9 protein-coding genes are annotated in these 18,721 nt (G+C 73.2%); 3 read left to right on the top strand and 6 right to left on the bottom strand.

Going from position 1 to position 18,721, the window contains the following annotated elements:
- The first annotated feature begins 19 nt into the window (after positions 1 to 19).
- Positions 20 to 9,508, top strand: a complete 9,489-nt coding sequence (locus J3486_RS22875; RefSeq protein ID WP_207823160.1) for a non-ribosomal peptide synthetase — start codon at positions 20 to 22, stop codon at positions 9,506 to 9,508.
- 343 nt (positions 9,509 to 9,851) lie between these two features.
- On the opposite strand, the gene J3486_RS22880 is transcribed toward J3486_RS22875, so the two are convergent.
- The 3 genes from J3486_RS22880 to J3486_RS22890 are packed head-to-tail and all read right to left on the bottom strand — an operon-like array spanning position 9,852 to position 12,261.
- Positions 9,852 to 11,087: an MFS transporter gene (locus J3486_RS22880; protein ID WP_207823162.1), complete on the bottom strand. Its 1,236-nt coding sequence runs from the start codon at positions 11,085 to 11,087 to the stop codon at positions 9,852 to 9,854.
- Entirely contained in the window at positions 11,084 to 12,052 is a 969-nt protein-coding gene (locus J3486_RS22885; RefSeq protein ID WP_207823164.1) for an ornithine carbamoyltransferase, read from the bottom strand. The genes J3486_RS22880 and J3486_RS22885 overlap by 4 nt, the downstream gene beginning before the upstream one ends.
- The gene (locus J3486_RS22890) at positions 12,049 to 12,261 is read right to left on the bottom strand and encodes an MbtH family protein (RefSeq protein WP_207823166.1); all 213 of its coding nucleotides are present in this window, start codon (positions 12,259 to 12,261) and stop codon (positions 12,049 to 12,051) included. Before J3486_RS22890 ends, J3486_RS22885 begins: the two co-directional genes overlap by 4 nt.
- 160 nt (positions 12,262 to 12,421) lie before the next feature.
- On the opposite strand from J3486_RS22890, the gene J3486_RS22895 reads away from it, so the two are divergent.
- Both J3486_RS22895 and J3486_RS22900 read left to right on the top strand, forming a co-directional pair.
- Entirely contained in the window at positions 12,422 to 13,162 is a 741-nt protein-coding gene (locus J3486_RS22895; protein ID WP_207823168.1) for an ABC transporter ATP-binding protein, read from the top strand.
- Complete coding sequence (locus J3486_RS22900; protein WP_207823169.1) at positions 13,156 to 15,630, top strand: ABC transporter permease; 2,475 nt, start codon at positions 13,156 to 13,158, stop codon at positions 15,628 to 15,630. Before J3486_RS22895 ends, J3486_RS22900 begins: the two co-directional genes overlap by 7 nt.
- A gap of 103 nt (positions 15,631 to 15,733) precedes the next feature.
- On the opposite strand, the gene J3486_RS22905 is transcribed toward J3486_RS22900, so the two are convergent.
- From J3486_RS22905 to J3486_RS22915, 3 genes are read right to left on the bottom strand one after another with little or no spacing between them, the layout of a single operon-like run.
- Entirely contained in the window at positions 15,734 to 16,456 is a 723-nt protein-coding gene (locus tag J3486_RS22905) for a thioesterase II family protein (protein ID WP_207823172.1), read from the bottom strand.
- Entirely contained in the window at positions 16,453 to 17,400 is a 948-nt protein-coding gene (locus tag J3486_RS22910; protein ID WP_207823173.1) for a TauD/TfdA family dioxygenase, read from the bottom strand. The genes J3486_RS22905 and J3486_RS22910 overlap by 4 nt, the downstream gene beginning before the upstream one ends.
- Positions 17,397 to 18,716 (bottom strand): cation:proton antiporter, encoded by a 1,320-nt coding sequence (locus tag J3486_RS22915; protein WP_207823175.1) that lies wholly within the window; start codon positions 18,714 to 18,716, stop codon positions 17,397 to 17,399. Before J3486_RS22915 ends, J3486_RS22910 begins: the two co-directional genes overlap by 4 nt.
- Positions 18,717 to 18,721 lie beyond the last annotated feature (5 nt).

Raw genomic sequence — 18,721 nt, forward strand, 5'->3', positions numbered from 1 at the left:
TAACTGGGGAGAGGCCGAAATGACCCCGAGAGAATCCACGATGACGCCGCCCGCCGACGATGTACGTGCCCGGCTGCTGCAACAGCGACTGGCCGGAGGGGGGCGGCGGGCGCGGGCGGGCATCGAGCCGGCCGACCGCTCCGGCACGCTGCCGCTCTCCTTCGGGCAGGAACAGATGTGGTTCCTCAGCCGGCTCGACCCGGGAAGCACGGAGTACCTGGTCCCGGTCTCGTTCCGGCTGAGCGGGCCGCTCGACGAGGCGGCGCTCGGGCGGGCCTGGGACGCGATGGTCGAGCGCCACGAGATCCTGCGCACCCGCCATGTACTGACCGGCACCGAACCCGAGCAGGTCATCGACGCTCCCCGTCCGGGCACCCTCGCCGTCACCCGCGCCGTGGACGAGGCGGAGGCCCGCGAGGTGGTGGAGGGCGAGTGCGCCCAGCCCTTCGACCTGGCGACCGACTGGCCGACGCGGGCGACGCTGGTCCGGATAGCGGCCGACGACCACGTACTCCTGCTGGTCTCGCACCACATATCCTGCGACGCCTGGTCGACCGGCATCCTCATGTCCGAACTGGCCACGGCCTACGGTGCGTTCGCCGAGGGCCGGGAGCTCCCGCCGGCGCCGCCCGCCCTCCAGTACGCCGACTTCGCCGCCTGGCAGCGGGGGCAGGCGTCCGGCGACCGGTTCGCTCGCCAGCTCTCCTACTGGAAGTCCCACCTCTCCGGTCTCGAACCGCTGGAGCTGCCCCTGGACCGCCCGCGACCCGCGGTGCGCGGCCACGGGGGCGCCGAGGTCGACCTCGTCCTCCCCGAGGCCGTCGCCGACCGGGTCAGGGCCGTCGCCGACGCGCAGGACACGACGGTCTTCACCGTGCTGCTCGCCGCGTACCAGCTGCTGCTCGGCCGCTACACCGGCCGGCGGGACGTGGCGGTCGGCACCATCGTCTCCGGACGCAACCGCCCCGAACTCCAGGGCATGCTCGGCTACGGCGTCAACACCCTTGTCCTGAAGGCCGGTTGGCACGCGGGCGACTCGTTCGCCGAGCTGGTCGCCGCGGCCAGGCGCGGCAGCCTCGACGCGTACGACAACCAGGCCGTCCCCTTCGCCCGGGTCGTCGCGGAGGTCGAGCCCGAGCGCGACCTCTCGCGCACCCCGGTGTACCAGGCGGTCTTCACGCTGCACGAGGGCGGCGGCGCGGGACCCGCGCTGCCCGGCATCACGGCCGAGCCGTTCCTCGCCGACGGCGGCGTGGCCCGGTGCGACCTGGAACTCCAGGTGCGCGACCAGGGCGCGGGGCCGCTCGTCGGCCGGCTCATCTACGCCACCGATCTGTTCGACCGCGCGACCGTGGCCCGGATGGGCGGCCATCTGGTCCGGCTGCTCGACGAGCTGACCGCGGCGCCCGCGCGCCCGCTGTCCGCCCTGGAACTCCTCGACGACGGCGAGCGGCAGCGGTTCCTCGCCGCGGGCCGGGGCGCGCAGGGTGCCCCGTACCGTTCCGCCCTGGAGCGCTTCACCGAGCAGGCCGCGGCCACCCCGGACGCCCCCGCCGTCACCGGCGCGGGAACGGCGTCCTTCGGGGAGCTCGACGACCGCGCGGGGATCATCGCGGGCCGGCTCGCCCGCAACGGGGTGGGCGTGGAGTCCGTCGTCGGCGTGCTGCTCGACCGCGGTCCCGAACTGCTCGCCGCGATGCTGGGCGCCTGGCGCGCGGGCGGCGGCTATGTGCCGCTCGACCCGGAGTACCCGGCCGAGCGCTGGCTCTCGCTGCTCGCCGACTCCGGCGCCGAGGCACTCGTCACCGACCGCGCCCGGGCCGCCCTGATCGCCCCGGACTTCGACGGCACGATCGTCGTCGTCGACGAAGAAGACGCCGCCGCCGACGACGACGCGGCGGACGCACCGGGACCGCGGGTGCTGCCCGACCCCGACGCGCTGGCGTACATCATCTACACCTCGGGCTCGACCGGCCGCCCCAAGGGCGTGCAGATCTCGCACGCCTCGCTCGCCGTCCACCTCGACTGGGTGCTGGCCGAGTACATCGGCGACGCGCGCCGCGGGCCCGACGGGCCCGGCCGGCACAGCACCGGCGCCCCGCTGTTCTCCACGGTGTCCTCGGACGTCGTGGTGCCCGTCCTGTACGCGCCGCTGCTCGCCGGGCTGCCGGTGCACATGCTGCCGCAGGACCTCGATCTCGCCGATCTGGGCGGGCAGTTGAGCGCGGGCGCGCCGTACGCGTTCGTCAAGCTCACCCCCGGGCATCTCGAAATGCTCGGCCACCAGCTCGCCGACGACCAGGTCGACGGTCTCGCGCACGTGGTCGTCACCGGGGGTGACGCGCTGCTCGGGCCGGCCGCGGAGCGCTGGGACCTGCGCCTGGGCGCGGGCCGGCTGATCAACGAGTACGGCCCCACCGAGATCACCGTCGGCAACTCGACGCACCCGGTGGCCGGGCCGCAGCGCGAGGTCGTCCCCATCGGCCTGCCCATCCCCGGCACCACCATGTACGTGCTCGACGAGTCGCTGAACCCGGTGCCGCCCGGCGTCGTCGGCGAGGTGTGCGTCGGCGGCACCGGGGTGGCCCGCGGCTACGCGGGCCGGCCGGACGCCACCGCCGAGAAGTTCGTGCCCGACCCCTTCGGCGCACCGGGCTCCCGCATCTACCGCACCGGCGACCTCGGCCGCGTACTGGCGGACGGCAGCGTCGAGTTCGCGGGCCGCGTCGACCGGCAGCTGAAGATCCGCGGCTACCGGGTGGAGCCCGCCGAGGTCGAGGCGGCCCTGACCGCGCACCCGGGCGTCACCGAGGCGCGGGTGCTCGCCGTCGACGGGCGGCTCGCCGCGTACTACGTGCCCGCGGGCGCCGAGCCGACGGCGGCCGAGCTGCGCGACTGGCTCTCGCGGACGCTGCCCGACTACATGGTGCCCGGCACGTTCCAGGCCCTGGAGCGGATCCCGCTCACCCCGGTCGGCAAGCTGGACGTCGCGGCGCTGCCCGCCCCGGGCCCCGCGCCCGACGCGGTCACCACCGCGCCGCGCACCCCGCTGGAGGAGCAGGTCGCCGCGGTGTGGGCCGAGGTGCTCGGGGTGGCCGAGGTCGGCGTCCACGACTCCTTCTTCGACCTGGGCGGCGACTCCATCCGGGCCGTCGCGCTGGTCGGCGCGTTGCGGGAGGCGGGGCACGACGTCTCGGTACGGGACGTGTTCGCCCACCACTCGGTGGCGGCGCTGTGTGAACTGCTCGCGGCCCGGCCCGCGTTGGCCGCCGGCCAGGACGAGGGCGTCGCCCCGTTCGCGCTCGTCTCGGACGAGGACCGGGCGCGGCTGCCCGAGGGCGCCACCGACGCGTATCCGCTGTCGCAGAACCAGATCGGCATGCTCGTCGAGATGCTCGCCGACGAGCAGAACAGCTACCACAACGTCACCTCGTTCCGGATCAAGGACCCCAAGCCGTTCTCGCTGGACGCCTGGCGCGAGGCGGCCCGGATCGCGGTCGCGCGCCACGAGATCCTGCGCACCTCGCTGCATCTGTCCGGCTATTCGGTGCCGATGCAGGTGGTGCACGGGCAGGCGGTGATGCCGGTCGGCATGGAGGAGCTCGGGCCGCTGCCCGAGGACGAACTGCAGCAGGCGCTCGCCGCGTACGCGGCCCGCGACCGCGCGGAGCTGTTCGACCTGAACACCCCCACGCTGATGCGGGTGTTCGCCCATGTCACCGACGACGGCGGCTACTGGCTGTCGATCACCGAGTGCCACCCGATCCTGGAGGGCTGGGGGCACCACACGCTGATCATGGAGCTGCTCGATCTGTACGACCGGCTCAGGGACGGCCGCGAGGTCAAGCCGTTCGAGCACCCCGCGGTCCGGTTCGCGGACTTCGTCGCGGCGGAGCTGCGGTCGATCGACTCGGACGAGGACCGCGCCTACTGGAAGGGCGTCACCAGCGGTTACGCGCCGATGCGGGTGCCCGCGGGCTGGGGCGACCCGGCCCTGCCGGTCGGCTCCCGGTACCTGGTGCGCCGCACGCCCTGGTCGCATCTGGAGGACGGGCTGCGCAGGCTGGCCTCGGCCGCCGACGCCTCGCTCAAGAGCGTGATGGTCGCCGCCTACACCAAGGTGATGAGCCAGCTGACCGACGAGGCTGCCTTCCACACCGGGCTGATCTGCGACGCGCGTCCGGAGGCCGTCGGCGCCGACACGGTCTACGGGATGTACCTGAACACCCTGCCGTTCCCCGTCGACCGCGGCGCCCGCACCTGGCGCGATCTGGTCGCCCGTACCTTCGCCCGCGAGGTGGAGCTGTGGCCGCACCGCCGCTTCCCGCTCGCGCAGATCCAGCGGGACGTGCCCGGCCGGCAGCGGCTGGTCAACATCTACTTCAACTACCAGGACTTCCGGCAGGTCGACACCGATCTGGTCGGGATGGCCGGGACCGACGACTCGCCGACCGAGTTCCCGCTGACCGTCTCCTCGCGGGTCGGCCACATCTGGGTGACCGCGGACCCGCGCTTCGTCGACGAACGCAACGCGGACCGTATCGCCGCGATGTTCGCCGAGGTCCTGGAGTCGATGGCGGCCGACCCGGAGGGCGACGCGCAGGCCATCCGGCTGCCCGAGGGGGAGCGCGAGCAGCTCGCCGCGTGGACCGCCAAGGTGCGGACCCCGCTCACCCTCGACGTGCCGGAGGAGATCGCCGGGTTCGTGCGGCGGACCCCGGACGCGCCGGCGCTCACCGACGACACGGGCACGCTCACGTACCGGGAGCTCGACGAGCGGGCGGGGCGGCTCGCCCGCCGGTTCGCCGACGCGGGCGCGGGTCCCGAGACGGTCGTCGCGCTGTGCATGGACCGCTCCGCGGAGCTGGTCGTCGCGGTGCTCGCCGTCCTGAAGGCGGGCGCGGCCTGGCTGCCGCTCGACCCGTCGCTGCCGGTGGACCGGCTCGGCTTCATGCTCGCGGACTCCGGTGCCGGTCTGCTCGTGACCGGGCGCGGCGCGCCCGAGGGCCTGAGCGCCGAACACGTTCTGGGCCACGAGGCGTTGACGGGTCTCGACGACGGCCCCGTCCTGGCGGGCCGGCCCGTGGACCCCGGCCATCTCGCCTACGTCATCTACACGTCGGGCTCCACCGGCCGGCCCAAGGGCGTGCAGGTGCACCGGCGCGGCATGGGCAACCACCTGCTCGCCAAGATCGAGGACCTCGGTCTGACCGCCGCCGACTCCACGGTGCAGAACGCCTCGCAGGGCTTCGACATCTCCGTGTGGCAGATGCTCGCGGGCCTGGTCACCGGAGGGGTGACCCGGGTGGTGGACCAGACGGTGGTGCTCGACCCGAAGGCCCTGTTCGACCTGGCCGACGACGAGTCCGTCACCGTCCTCGAAGTGGTGCCCTCGCTGCTGCGGGCCGCGCTCGACCTGTGGGACCTCAACACTCCCGCGCCCGGGCTCGGCGCGCTGCGCTGGCTCGTGGTCACCGGTGAGGAGCTGCCGCCGGACCTGTGCGTCCGCTGGTTCGCCCGTTTCCCGGAGATCCCGCTGGTCAACGCCTACGGCCCGACCGAGTGCTCCGACGACATCACGCACGCGATCCTGACGTCGCAGGACGCCCCGGCGGACCGGGTGCCCATCGGCAAGGTGGTCCGCAACACCGAACTGCACGTCCTCGACGGCGAGCTGCGGCCCGTTCCGGCGGGCGTCGCGGGCGAGTTGTACGCGGGTGGCGTGGGCGTGGCACGGGGCTACGGCGGCCGTCCGGCGCTGACCGCGGAGCGGTTCGTCCCCGACCCGTTCTCCGGGCGGCCCGGCGACCGGCTCTACCGCACCGGCGACCTGGCGCGCTGGCGCGCCGACGGCAGTCTGGAGTACCTGGGGCGGATCGACGACCAGGTGAAGATCCGCGGGCACCGGGTCGAACTCGGCGAGATCGAGACCGCGATCACCGCGACGGGGCTGGTCAGGAACGCCGTGGTGGCGGTCCGTGAGGGGCAGCCGATCGCGTACGTGGTGGCCGACGAGGAGGTCGACCCCGCGGCCCTGAAGGCGGCGCTGGCCCCCACCCTGCCCGAGTACATGATCCCGGCCGCGTTCGTGGTCCTGGACGCCGTCCCGCTCACCCCGAACGGGAAGGTCGACCGCAAGGCCCTGCCGGCGCCCGGCTCCTCGGCGTTCACGCAGGAGGCGTACGTGGAACCGCGCACCGTGCTGGAGCGCCGGGTCGTCGCGGCCTGGCTGGACGCGCTGCCGGTCGACCGGGTCGGGGTGGAGAACGCCTTCTTCGACCTGGGCGGCGACTCGATCCGGGCGGTCACCCTGGTCGGTGTGTTGCGGGCCGAGGGCCTGGACGTGACCGTGCGGGACATCTTCCAGCTGCGGACCGTCGCCGCGCTCTGCGCCGCCCTGGAGGAGCGGCCGCTGCTCGACGAGGCCGCGCAGCAGGTGGTCGCGCCGTTCGCGCTGCTGCCCGACGAGGACCGGGCGCTGCTGCCCGACGGGCTCACCGACGCCTATCCGCTGGCGCAGAACCAGATCGGCATGGCCGTGGAGATGCTCTCCGGGGACGGCCGTGACAGCTACCACGACGTCACCTCGTTCCGGATCAAGGACGAGTCGCCGTTCGACGCGGACGCGTTCCGCCGGGCCGTGGACGAGCTGACGGCGCGTCACGAGATGATGCGCACCTCGGTCCATCTGACCGGCTGGTCGGTGCCGCTGCAGCTCGTCCACGAGCGGGCGCACATCCCGGTGGAGGTGCGCGATCTCCGCGGCGCCGCCGCGGGCGAGGTCGAGGCGGTGCTGCTCGGGATGGCCGGGCAGGGCGACCTGTTCGACCTCACGCGGGCGCCGCTGATGCGGATGACCGTGCTGCTGGAGCCGGACGGGCACTGGACCGTCGTGTTCACGCAGGCCCATCTGATCACCGAGGGCTGGACCTACCACCGTCTCCTGATGGAGCTGGTGACCTGCTACCGCCGGATCCGCGACGGGCTCGCACCCGAGCCGTACCGGGCGCCCGCCGTGCGCTACGCCGACTTCGTGGCCGAGGAGCTGACCTCGCTCGCCTCGGCGGACGACCGGGCGTACTGGGAGGACGTGCTGCGTGACCGGGTCCCTTTCGTCTTCCCCGACAGCTGGGGCGGAGCCGGGGAGGACGACGCGGGTGACACCGGGGACGTCGTCGTCGGTCTCGCGGATCTGCGGCCCGCGCTGCGGCAGCTCGCCGCGGACTCCCAGGCGTCGCTGAAGAGCGTGCTGCTCGCGGCGTTCGTCACGGTCATGGGGGCGCTCACGGACGAGCGTGACGTCCATGTCGGCCTTGTCTGCGACACCAGGCCGGAGCGGATCGGCGCCGACCGGGTGCACGGGATGTACCTCAACACCGTGCCGTTCCCGGTGGACCGGGACGCGAAGTCCTGGCGCGACCTGGTGCAGTCGGTGTTCCGGCAGGAGGTCGGGCTGTGGCCGCACCGCCGCTACCCGATGTCGGCGCTCCAGCGCGGCTGGCGGGCCGGACGGCTGATCGACACCATCTTCAACTTCGTGGACTTCCACGGCGTGGACACGGAGATGGTCGACGGCGGCCGCGGCGGCAGTCTGCGCACCGAGTTCGGGCTGAACGTGATCGCCCGCCCGGACCGGCTCGGGCTGAGCCACGACCCGCGGGCGGTGTCCCGGGAACGGACCGAGCTCATCGGGCGGATGCTCCGTGCCGTGCTGGAGGCGATGGCCGCGGACCCGCTGGGCGACGCCCAGGTTCCGCTGGTGGCCGGGCCCGGCCCGGTGGCCGAGCCTGCCGCGCCGGCCGTGGCCGTCACGGCGACGCTGCACGAGCTGGTCGGGGAGCGGGCGGTCCGGCACCCGCGGCGGACCGCGGTGGTGGCGCAGGGCGTCACCCTGCCGTACGCGGAACTCGACCGGCGCGCGGACCTGGTGGCCGGGCGGCTGGCCGCACGCGGGGTGCGCGCGGGCGACGTGGTCGGGGTGCACGTCGAACGCGGCGCCGATCTCGTCGTCGGGCTGCTCGGCGTGCTGCGCTCCGGCGCCGCCTTCCTGCCGCTCGACCCCGCCCTGCCCACGGCCCGGCTCACCGCGTACGCGGTCGACGCGGGTGCCCGGGTCGCGGTGACCGGGCCCGGCCTCGGTCTGCCGGGGCTCGTCGGGGTGTCCCCGGCCGACGGCGACGGGCCCGTGCCCGCGGTCGCCGCGCGGGCCGGTGAACGGGCGTACGTGATCTACACGTCCGGCTCGACGGGGCACCCCAAGGGTGTCGCGGTCGGGCACGCCCAGGCCGTCTCGGTCGTGACGGCCGCCCTGGAGCGGCTCGGGGTGGCGGAGGGCGACGTGTGGGCGATGACGCACTCCCCCGCGTTCGACGTGTCGGTCTTCGAGGTCTTCGGCGCGCTGCTCTCGGGCGGCACCCTGGTCGTCCCCGACCTCGCGACCACGCGCTCGCCGCGCGAACTGCTGGCCCTGATCGGGGAACACGGTGTGGGCGTGCTGTGCCAGACGCCCACGGCGCTGCGCGGGCTGACCGAACTGGTCGCGCAGGGCGCGCAGCCCGGTCTGCGCACGGTGGTCCTGGCCGGCGAGAAGGTGCACTTCGCCGAACTGGCCCCGTGGGCGGGACGGCTGGAGCACACGGCGTTCTTCAACCTGTACGGCCCCACCGAGGCGACCGTGTACGCGACGGCGCACCGGATCACCGCCGACGACATCGCGGGCAACCGGCGCAGCGTCATCGGCCGGCCGCTGCGCGGTGTCCTCGCCGAGCCGCGGGACGCCGCGGGGCGTCCGGTGCCCGACGGGGTGCCCGGCGAGCTGTATCTCGGGGGCGTCGGCGTGGCCGAGGGCTACTTCGGTGACACGGCGGCCACCGCCGAGCGGTTCGTCACCGGCGCGGTGGACGGGCCCGCGGGCCGCTGGTTCCGTACCGGCGACCGGGTGCGCCGGCTCGCCGACGGCGCGCTGGAGTTCCTCGGCAGGTCCGACGACCAGGTGAAGATCCGCGGGCACCGGGTGGAGCCCGGCGAGGTCACCACGGCGCTGCTCGCCACCGGCCTGGCCACCGAGGCGGCCGTGGTCGCGGTCGACGGTGAGCTGGTGGCCTACGTGGTGGCCCCGGGCGCCGGCCCGGCAGAGCTGCGCGCGGCGCTGGCCCGGGTGCTGCCGGAGCCGATGATCCCGGCCGCCTACGTGCGCGTGGAGCGCGTGCCCCGCACGGTCACCGGGAAGGTCGAGCGGCGCGGGCTGCCGGCGCCGGGCCCCGAGGCGTACGCCAAGGCGGCACGGGTCGCCGCGCGCACGCCGCTGGAGGAGCGGGTCGTCGCCGCCTGGCGCGCGGTCCTCCCGGTGGCCGAGGTCGGCGTCGAGGACGACTTCTTCGACCTCGGCGGCAACTCGATCCGCGCCTACCGGGCGACGGAGGCGCTGCGCCGCGAGGGCGTGGACGTCACGGTCCGCGAAGTGTTCACGTACCGCACGGCGGCAAGGCTCTGCGCGGCCCTCGCCTGAGCCCCACCCGCACGACACCGCCGGGCCGTCCCTTTCGGGGCGGCCCGGCGGTGTTCTGTGCGCCCGGTGCGCCGGACGGCGGTGCCTTCCGCGCGAGTTCCGGTGGCGCGCCGCATGCGCCCGGTGCGCCCGACAGCGGTGCCTTCCGCGCCTGTTCCGGTGGCGCGCCGCACGGCGGTCTCCGGCGCAGGCCCACCCCGTACGAGGCAGCGGGCGTCGTCCCCTGGAGGGGCGGGGCGGGCCCCAGGTCGGGCGGCGTGCGCATCGGCCCGTCCGCACGGCACGCCAAGAGGCCCCCTCCCGTGGTGCGGGAAGGGGGCCTCTTTGTGCGGGGCCGGGGCCGTTACGGGCGGCGGATCGACGGGCTCAGGGCCGCTGCCACCGTGCACAGGACCAGCACCGCCGCGACGCCGAGCAGGACGGTGCCGGTGGTGAAGGCGGCGAGGAGGAAGCCGGCTGCCAGGGCGCCCAGGGAGTTGGCGCCCCAGGAGGCGAGCATGACGGCGCTCATCGCCTTGCCGTGGATCTCGTCGGGGACCAGCTGGGCCATGTACGCGCCGGCGCCGACGTTGAGCGCCGCACCGGCCGCGGACATCGCCGCGTACAGCACGAGCATCGCCCAGTACTGCGTGGTCAGGGCGACGGCGGGGACCAGGACCGACCACATGGCCAGGGTGCCGATCAGGATGTTCGGCAGCCGGACCCCGGTCAGGAGCTTGCCGCCCGACAGCGCGCCGACGACCCCTCCGATGCCCGACACAAGCCCGATCAGGCCGACTTGGGCCGCCGAGCCGCCCTGTTCCTTGATGACGATGAACGGGGCCATGTTGACGATCTGGAAGAGCAGGTTGGTCACGGCGACCACGCCGATGGCCGCGCGCAGGAACTTCTGGCCCCACAGCCAGGACAGCCCCTGCCTCACCTCCGCCTTCCAGTTCCGCTCCCCCGGCTCGCGCTCCTCCTGGAAGGGTGCCTTGACCAGACGGAGGTTGATCAGGGACGTCAGGTGTCCGGCCGCGACCACCCCGAAGGGCAGCCAGCCCGCGACCGCGAACGCGGCGCCGCCGACCGGCTGGCCGAGCAGTCCCGCGGCCCGGCCCCGCGCCTCGTTCTGGGCGAGCGCGGACGGCAGATGGTCCTCGTGGACGACGTTCCTGACCGCCGTCCGCTCCGCCAGCTGGTAGAAGATCGTCGCCGCTCCGTCGACGAAGGCGACCGCGAGGATGTGCGGCAGCCACACCGCGTCGGCCACGACCGCGGCCACCACGCTGAGCATCGCCACGAGGCCGACCATGTTGCAGATCAGCATGAGGCGGCGCCGGTCCCAGCGGTCGACCATCACCCCGGCGGGGAGCTGGAGGACCAGCATGGGCAGCAGCCCGGCGAAGGCGACGAGTCCGGCGTCCGCCGCCGTGCCGTTGCCCCACAGGACGAGCAGCGGGTAGGCGATCACGCCGACGCGCGCGCCGAACTGGGCGGCTCCCGCGCCGGTCCACAGGAGCAGGAAGTCGCGGTTGCGCCGCAACGGCGGCGGCGCGCCGGCCGGGGCCGACGCGCCGCTGGGGGTCGTCGTGGTCACAGGAGAGACACCTCCTCCGCTCCGACGGGGTCCGCCATCGGGGCCCCGTGACACCACTCCAGTACCGCCATGGCGCTGTGCATCTTGTTCTCGGCCTGCTGGAACGCGATGCTCATCGGGCCGTCGAGGACCTCCGCGGTGACCTCCTCGCCCCGGTGGGCGGGCAGGTCGTGCAGGAAGACGGCGTCCGGACTGCCCTTCCACAGCGACCGGTTGACCTGGAACGGCCGGAAGATCTCCGGCCAGTTCGCGTCGGCCTTGGCGGTGCCGGTGGTCTGCCACCGCGTGGTGTAGATGACGTCGAAACCGCTGGGCGCGGGGTCCATCGTGTGCCGTTCGGTGATCTTGGCGCCGTACCGCTCGGCGTGGCCGCGAGCCCGCTCCAGGATCAGCGGGTCGAGGCCGTACCCGGGCGGGGTGCGCAGTTCCAGTTCCGCGCCGGGCGTGCGGCCGAGGGCCAGGGCCAGCGCGGCCGCGGTGTTGTTGCCCTCGCCGACGTACAGGATGCGCAGTCCGTCGAGCGAGCCGAAGTGGCGGCGCAGCGTGGTGAGATCGGTGAGCCCCTGGGTGGGGTGCTCCTCCGCGGTCATCGCGTTGACCACCGGCATGCCGTGCCGGTCGGCCCACTCCTGGAGCTCCGCGGTCGGCCGCCCGGTGCGGGCGACGAGCAGGTCGAGCATGCTCCCGAGGACCCGGCCGGTGTCCCCGGAGGACTCACCGGTGTTGGTCTGGAGGTCGCCGGGCCCGAAGTTGATCACCTGGGCGCCGAGCCGCAGCGCCGAGGACCAGAACGCGGTCCTGGTCCTCGTCGACGTCATCGCGAAGTAGATCCCGACCACCTGTCCGGCCAGCGGCTGCCGGTGGACGGAGGTGCCCGCGCTGTGCGAGACGCCCCGGCGGACGATCCGCTCCAGGTCCTCGTCGCTCAGGTCCTCGACGGACACCAGCTTGCGTGCGGAACTCATCGGGCGGCTGCCATCCGGCGGCGCAGGCTCGCGGGGCGCAGGTCGGTCCAGATCCGGCCTATGTGCTCCAGGCACTCGGCCTTGCTGCCCTCGGTGCCCTCCTGGTGCCAGCCGGCCGGCAGCTCCCGGTCGGCCCACCAGATCGAGTACTGCTCCTCGTCGTTGAGAACCACGAGGTAACGGCGGTCGTCGGTTTCCTCAGCGTGCATTTCGTGCCTCCGGTGAACAAGGGATCCATGCAAGGACGGACCCTGCCGAGTCTTCGGAGGCTGCAATAGCGGATCCATATTCGCCGTACATCGCGGGCCGCCCGACGGCCCGCGCGCGCAACATGGTTTGCGTATAGATCCGACACCTAGCGTTCCGGATATGCATAAGGGATCGACGATGGTGCGGCTCGAAGCCGTCAGTAGAGGATTCGGCAAACGAGACAACAGGGTCAACGCCCTCGACGAGGTGACGGTCGACTTTCCCGAGGGGGTCTTCACTGCGGTGATGGGCCCCTCCGGCTCGGGCAAGTCGACCCTGCTGCAGTGCGCGGCGGGCATCGACCGGGTGGACTCCGGCGAGGTCGAGCTGGCCGGCGCCAAGCTGGCCGGCCTGAGCGAGGCCGCACTGACGAGACTGAGGCGGCAGCATGTCGGCTTCGTCTTCCAGACGTTCAACCTGATCCCGTCGCTGACGGCTCGGCAGAACGTGGCGCTTCCGCTGATGCTCGCGGGCAAGAAGCCCCGCCGCAAGGACGTGGACGGCGCACTGGACCGGCTCGGCCTCAGCGAGCGCAAGGGGCACCGGCCGGGCGAGATGTCCGGCGGTCAGCAGCAGCGCGTCGCGATCGCGCGGGCGCTGCTCACCCGCCCGAAGGTGCTGTTCGCCGACGAGCCGACCGGCGCCCTGGACTCCAAGTCCTCGCGCCAGGTCATGGAGCAACTGCGCGAACTGGTCGACCGCGACGGGCAGACGATCATCATGGTGACCCACGATCCGGTGGCCGCCTCCGTGTCCGACCGGATCGTCTTCCTCGCCGACGGCAAGCTCGCCGGCTGGCTCGAGTCGCCGACTCCCGAGCTGGCCGCCGAACGCATCACCAAGCTGGAGCAGTCATGGTGAGGCTGGCGCTCGCGACCGTGCGGGCTCGTGTCGTCTCCTTCGCGGGAGTGTTCGTGGCGCTGGCGCTCGGCGTCGGCGTCATCGCCATGATGATCCTCGCCCTGTGGTCCGTGGGGACCAGCGTCTCGTCGGGCGCGCAGCGCTATGCCGACGCCCCGGTCGTGGTGACGAAGCCCGTCGTCTACCAGCTGACCGACGCGGACGACGGTGACGTGCGGAAGTTCCCGATCGTCCGTCCGGGCAACCTTCCGGAGCAGACCGTCACCGCGCTGGCCAAGACCGGCAGGACGGTCGAGGACCGGTCGTTCTCCGCCCGGGTCGAGGACGGCCCCGGCGACCAGGTCGGCCACGCGTGGTCGTCGGCCGCCTTCACTCCGTACCGGCTCGCCGCGGGCCACGCCCCGCGGGCCGCCGACGAGATCGTGGTCGGCGGCGGCGAGCCGTCCCTCGTGGGCCGGACCGTCGGCGTCACCGTGGCCGGCGAGGTCGGCCACTACAAAGTCGTCGGTGTCACCGATCTGGTCTGGTTCGAGGACGCGGTCTTCTTCACCGACGCCCAGGCGAAGAAGCTGTCGCCGGGCGTGCAGGCCGTCGTGGCATACGGGAAGGCCGACCGGATCCGCGCCGCGGCGCCCGGGACGAGCGTGCTCACCGGCGACGACCGGCTCTTCGCCGAGGTCCAGCAGGAGGGCGGCCGCGAGCAGTTGCTCGACGCCGAGGGCATGGCGGGCACCTCGCTGCTGATCGTGGCCTTCGTCGCGGTCTTCGTCGTGGTGGCCACCTTCGCGTTCGTGGTGGACCAGCGCCGCCGGGAACTCGCCCTGTTCCGTTCCATCGGGGCGACCCCCGGGCAGGTGCGGCGGATGGTCATCATGGAGGCGCTGCTGCTGGCGGCGTTCGCCTCCGCGGTGGGCTGCGCGATCGGTTCCCAGGGCACCGGGCCGCTGCGCGATTTCATGATCGACAAGGGCATCGCCCCGGCCTGGTTCCAGATCGACTTCGTCTGGCCGCCGCTGATCATCGCCTTCGCGGTCGGTCTGGTCTCCGCGCTGGTCGGCACCGCCGCCGTGTCGTGGAAGGCGGGCCGGGTCAAGCCCGCGGAGGCGCTGCGCGAGGCGACCGGCAAGCGCCGGGTGCTGGCCCCCGTCCGTATCGTGCTGGGCCTCGTCGTGCTGGGTCTCGGGCTGCAGAAGGGCCTGTCCGCGATGGACAGCCCGCTCACCGCGATGAGCATGCAGAGCTTCTTCCCGGTGCCGGTGCTGATCGTCGGCGGGTGCGCACTGCTCACTCCGCTGCTGCTGCGGCCGGTGCTGTTCCTCGCCTCCTGGCCGCTCAGCAAGCTGGGCGCGGGAGCCATGATCGTACGAGAGGGCGTGCTGTTCGCCAGCCGTCGCACCTCGTCGGTCGCGGCGCCCGTCGTGCTCGCCATCGGGCTCGGCGGCGCGCTGCTGACGGCGCCGCTCGCCGCGGGAGCCGCCGGTGACGCCGATCTGCGGGCGCAGACCAAGGCCGACTACACGGTGGTCGCCGAGGACGGTACGAGCATCAGCCCGGCCGCGGCGCAGAAGGTGCGCGAGGTGCCGGGGACCGAGTCCGCCGTGCTGACCTTCGGTGAACTGCGCCTGTCCGACGCGCAGAAGCGGTACATCGGCACGCTGTCCACCTGGGCGGTGGATCCGAAGGCGCTGCAGGCCACGCATGCGCTCAAGGTCGTCTCGGGCTCGATGAACGGGTTCGGCAAGCAGCAGTTGGTCCTCGACAAGGAGACCGCCGACGAGTTCGGGATCGCGACCGGCGACAAGGTGCGGGCCGGGCTCCCCGACGGGACGACCGTGAACCTGACGGTCGCGGCGCTGACCGGGCACTCGGTGCTCGGTGAGACGGGCTATGTCTCGGCCGATCACGCGGCGGGCGGCGATCCGACCAGGATCGACGTCAAGGTCACCGGGGGCGGCGACGCGGCTGCGGTGGCCGCCGCGCTGCGCAAGGCGGTCGCCGGTCAGCCGGCCGAGGTCTCGCCCATGGGTGAGTACCTGGACCGGATGCGCGCGCAGAAGCAGGACCAGGCCCAGCTCGCGACCCGGATCGTGTTCGGGCTCGCCATGGGCTATGCGCTGCTGTCGATCGCCAACACCCTCGTGATGGCGGCGCCTGGCCGGCGCAGGGAGCTCGCGGCGCTGAATCTGACGGGTGCCACCCGGGGCGACGCCCTGAAGTTCGTCGCCGCGGAGACCGCGGTCGCGGCGCTCGCCGGGGCGATCCTCGGCGGGATCGCGGCCACGTTGGTGGTGCTGGCCCAGCGGGTCGCGCTCACCGAACTGGCCGACAACTTCGCCTTCTCGGTGCCGTGGGCGTCCGTCATCGGCATCGCCGCCGCCTGCGGGGCGGTCGCGGTGACCGTCGCGGTCTTCGCCACCCGCTTCTTCCTGCGGGGCCGGCTGCTCGACCTGATCGGCAAGGGCGAGTAGGCGCGGGCCGCACACCGCCGCACACCGAAAGGGGGCGGGATCCTCACCGGGATCCCGCCCCCTCTTCTTTCCGTTGTTCCGTCCGCCGCGTGCCGCTGCCGGCTCAGACGCCTTCCTCGATGATCCGGCACAGTTCGTCGGTCGGGTCGTCGATGAAGTAGTGGTCGCCCTTCACCTCCTCGATGTCGAAGCCGCCGAGGGTGTGCGCCGCCCAGCGGCCCATCTCCTCGACGCCGCAGCCCCGGTCGGCGCTGCCGGCGACGGCGGTGACCGGGCAGGCCACCTTGGCGCCGGGGCGCCCCTGGTAGGTCTCCGACATCGTGAGGTCCGCGGCGAGCGAGGGCGCCGCCAGCATCCACAGGTCGGGGTCGGACGCGGCCTGCCGGGCCGCGTCACTGGCGTTGCGCGCCCAGGCGCGCAGCACGGCGTCGTCACGGAAGTCGCGCCCGCTCGGCCGGTGGTCGGCGGGCGCCTTGCGGGCGGAGACGAACAGCCGGGCCACCGGCGAGGGGAACCTCGGCAGCATCCTGCGCGCCACCTCGAACCCGACGGTGGCGCCCAGGCTGTGCCCGAACAGCGCCACCGGGGGCCCGTCGAGGGTGGTCAGTTCGGCCGCGATCCGCTCCGCCAGGACCTCCAGGTCGTCGACCGGGGCCTCGGCCCGCCGGTCCTGGCGGCCCGGGTACTGCACGGCCACGACCTCGATGCGGGGCGACAACTGCTGGGCCAGCGCGCGGTAGAGCCCCGCGCCGCCGCCTGCGTAGGGCAGGCAGACCAGGCGGACGCGGGCCTCGGGGCGCTCGACGAACGTACGGAACCAGCTCACTTCAGACCTGCCGGGACGAGCGGCTCGGCCATGGCCACGGCTATCTTCCGCGGGCCGGTGAACGGCTCGCGGCCGTGCGCCGCCAGCATGTTGTCGACGAGGAGCACGTCGCCGCGCTCCCAGTCGAACCGGCGGGAGGCGGCGCGGTAGCAGTCGCGCAGATGGGCGATGACGTCGTCGGGGATGGTGCCGCCGTCCCCGTAGTAGCTGTTGGTGGGCAGTCCGCGGTCCCCGAACAGCTCCAGCAGACCTTCGCGGACGTCCTCGGGGAGCGTGCTGTTGTGGAAGAAGGTGATGTGGTTGAACCACACCTGCTCGCCGGTCACCGGGTGCCGGTGGACGGCGCTGCGCACGCCCTCGGTGCGGAGCACGTCGCCGTCCTCCCAGGACCAGCGCAGTTCGCGGGCCTCGCAGAGCCGGGCGATCTCGGCCTTGTCCTCGGTGCCGAACGAGGTCCGCCAGTCGACGCCGAAGCGGGGCCGGTAGTTGCGTACGACCATCCAGCCGCGCTCCTCGAACTCCGCGCGGACCGCCGGGTCGATCGACCGGTGGATCTCGCGGATGTCGGCGAGCGGTGTCGCGCCCTGGGTGAGCGGCGCCTCGACGCAGGTGAAGAAGAGCACGCCCGGCCAGGAGGCCTGGTAGGAGTTCTCGTTGTGCAGGAAGATCTCCTCGTCCGGCGGGTAGTCCGTCGAGGTGTAGATGTTCCCCTTCAGGGCGGTGCGCGGGGACGACTGCTCCGCGTACTCCAGGGGCGGTCCGGAGAAGGCCCGTACCGTCGCGTCGACGTCGCGCAGGAGATCGGGGCCCGTCGCGAAGCCCCGCAGCAGCACGGCGCCGTGTCGGGTCAGCCGTGCCCGCAGGGCGTCGCGGTGGTGTGCGGCGTACTCGGGCAGGGACGGGCCGTCGGGCCCGCCTTCGATGACGTGGGGCAGCTGGCTCATGAGATCTCCGTCTTCTCTTCCTTGTGAGGGGCCGGCCCGTCCTGAGTGCCCTGGGCCGGCGGCCAGTTGAGGCGCAGTTGTTCCTCGGCGGTGTGCTCGACCCGCTTCATGGCCATGCGCAGCACCGGCGGGGCCATCAGGGAGGTCACGATGGCGACGAGCACGATCGAGGTGTAGGCGGCGCTGTTGAGGACGCCGAGCCGCAGGCCGGCCATCGCGACGATCACCTCGATCACGCCGCGGGCGTTCATCCCGGCGGCGCAGGCCAGCGCCTCCCACCGGGTGAGGCCGCTGGCGAGGGCGCCGAGTCCGGCACCGAGGAACTTGCCGACGACGGCGAGGATCAGGATGCTCGCGGCGACCGCCGCGACCTTGACGTCGGCGAGCGCGGTCAGGTCCATCCGCAGTCCGGCCAGGGCGAAGAACAGGGGCGCCAGGACGGTCAGGACGACCTTGCGCAGCGGCGCGAGGGCCTCCGGGTTCGGCAGCACCGAGGCGATCACGACACCGCAGACGAAGGCGCCGAACACGGCCTCGATGTCCAGGGCCTGGGTGCCCGCGGCCCCGAGGATGATGATCACGACCGTGGTGCCGAGCACCGGGCCGCGGCGCAGCGCCACCCGGGCCAGCGGCCGCACCACGAACGCGGCGACCAGCACCACGGCGACGATGGTGACGACCGAGCCGACCACGGTCCCGGTGCGCAAGCCTGTGGTGGCCATCGCGGACACCACGGACAGCATCATCCAGCCGAAGATGTCGTCGATGACCGACGCGGTGAGCGTCAGCTGGCCGACGGTGCGGTGCAGCAGGTTCATGTCGAGCAGCGTCTTGGCGATGACGGGGATCGCGCTCACGCACATCGCCACGCCGAGGAACAGCGCGACGACCGTGCGGTCCGCGCCGTCGGAGAGCAGCGACAGCGGGATGACGAACCCGGCCGACACCCCGAGGGCGAGCGGGATCAGCAGTCCGCCGATGCTGATCTTCGCGGCGACGCCGCCGCGCTTACGGACCATCCGCAGGTCGAGCTCGGTCCCGGAGCAGCCGACGAGCAGCAGGACGCCGAACAGGCCCGCCGCGTCGAGGAGATGCAGCTGTTCGGTGTTCGGGCCGTCCCAGACGCCCAGCGCGCCGAGCACCGAGGGGCCGAGCAGCACCCCGGTGCCGAGTTCCCCGACGATCGCCGGCAGACCCATGCGCTGGGCGAGTCTGCCGAGCACCACGGCGACGGCGAGCAGCACGCCCGCCTGGAGCAGAAAGGCCAGTACCGCGTCCGAAGAAAGGGGCGCCACCGGCGCCACAGCTATATTCATCGGCC

This window comes from Streptomyces sp. VRA16 Mangrove soil (assembly GCF_017377775.1).
GTDB lineage: Bacteria > Actinomycetota > Actinomycetes > Streptomycetales > Streptomycetaceae > Streptomyces.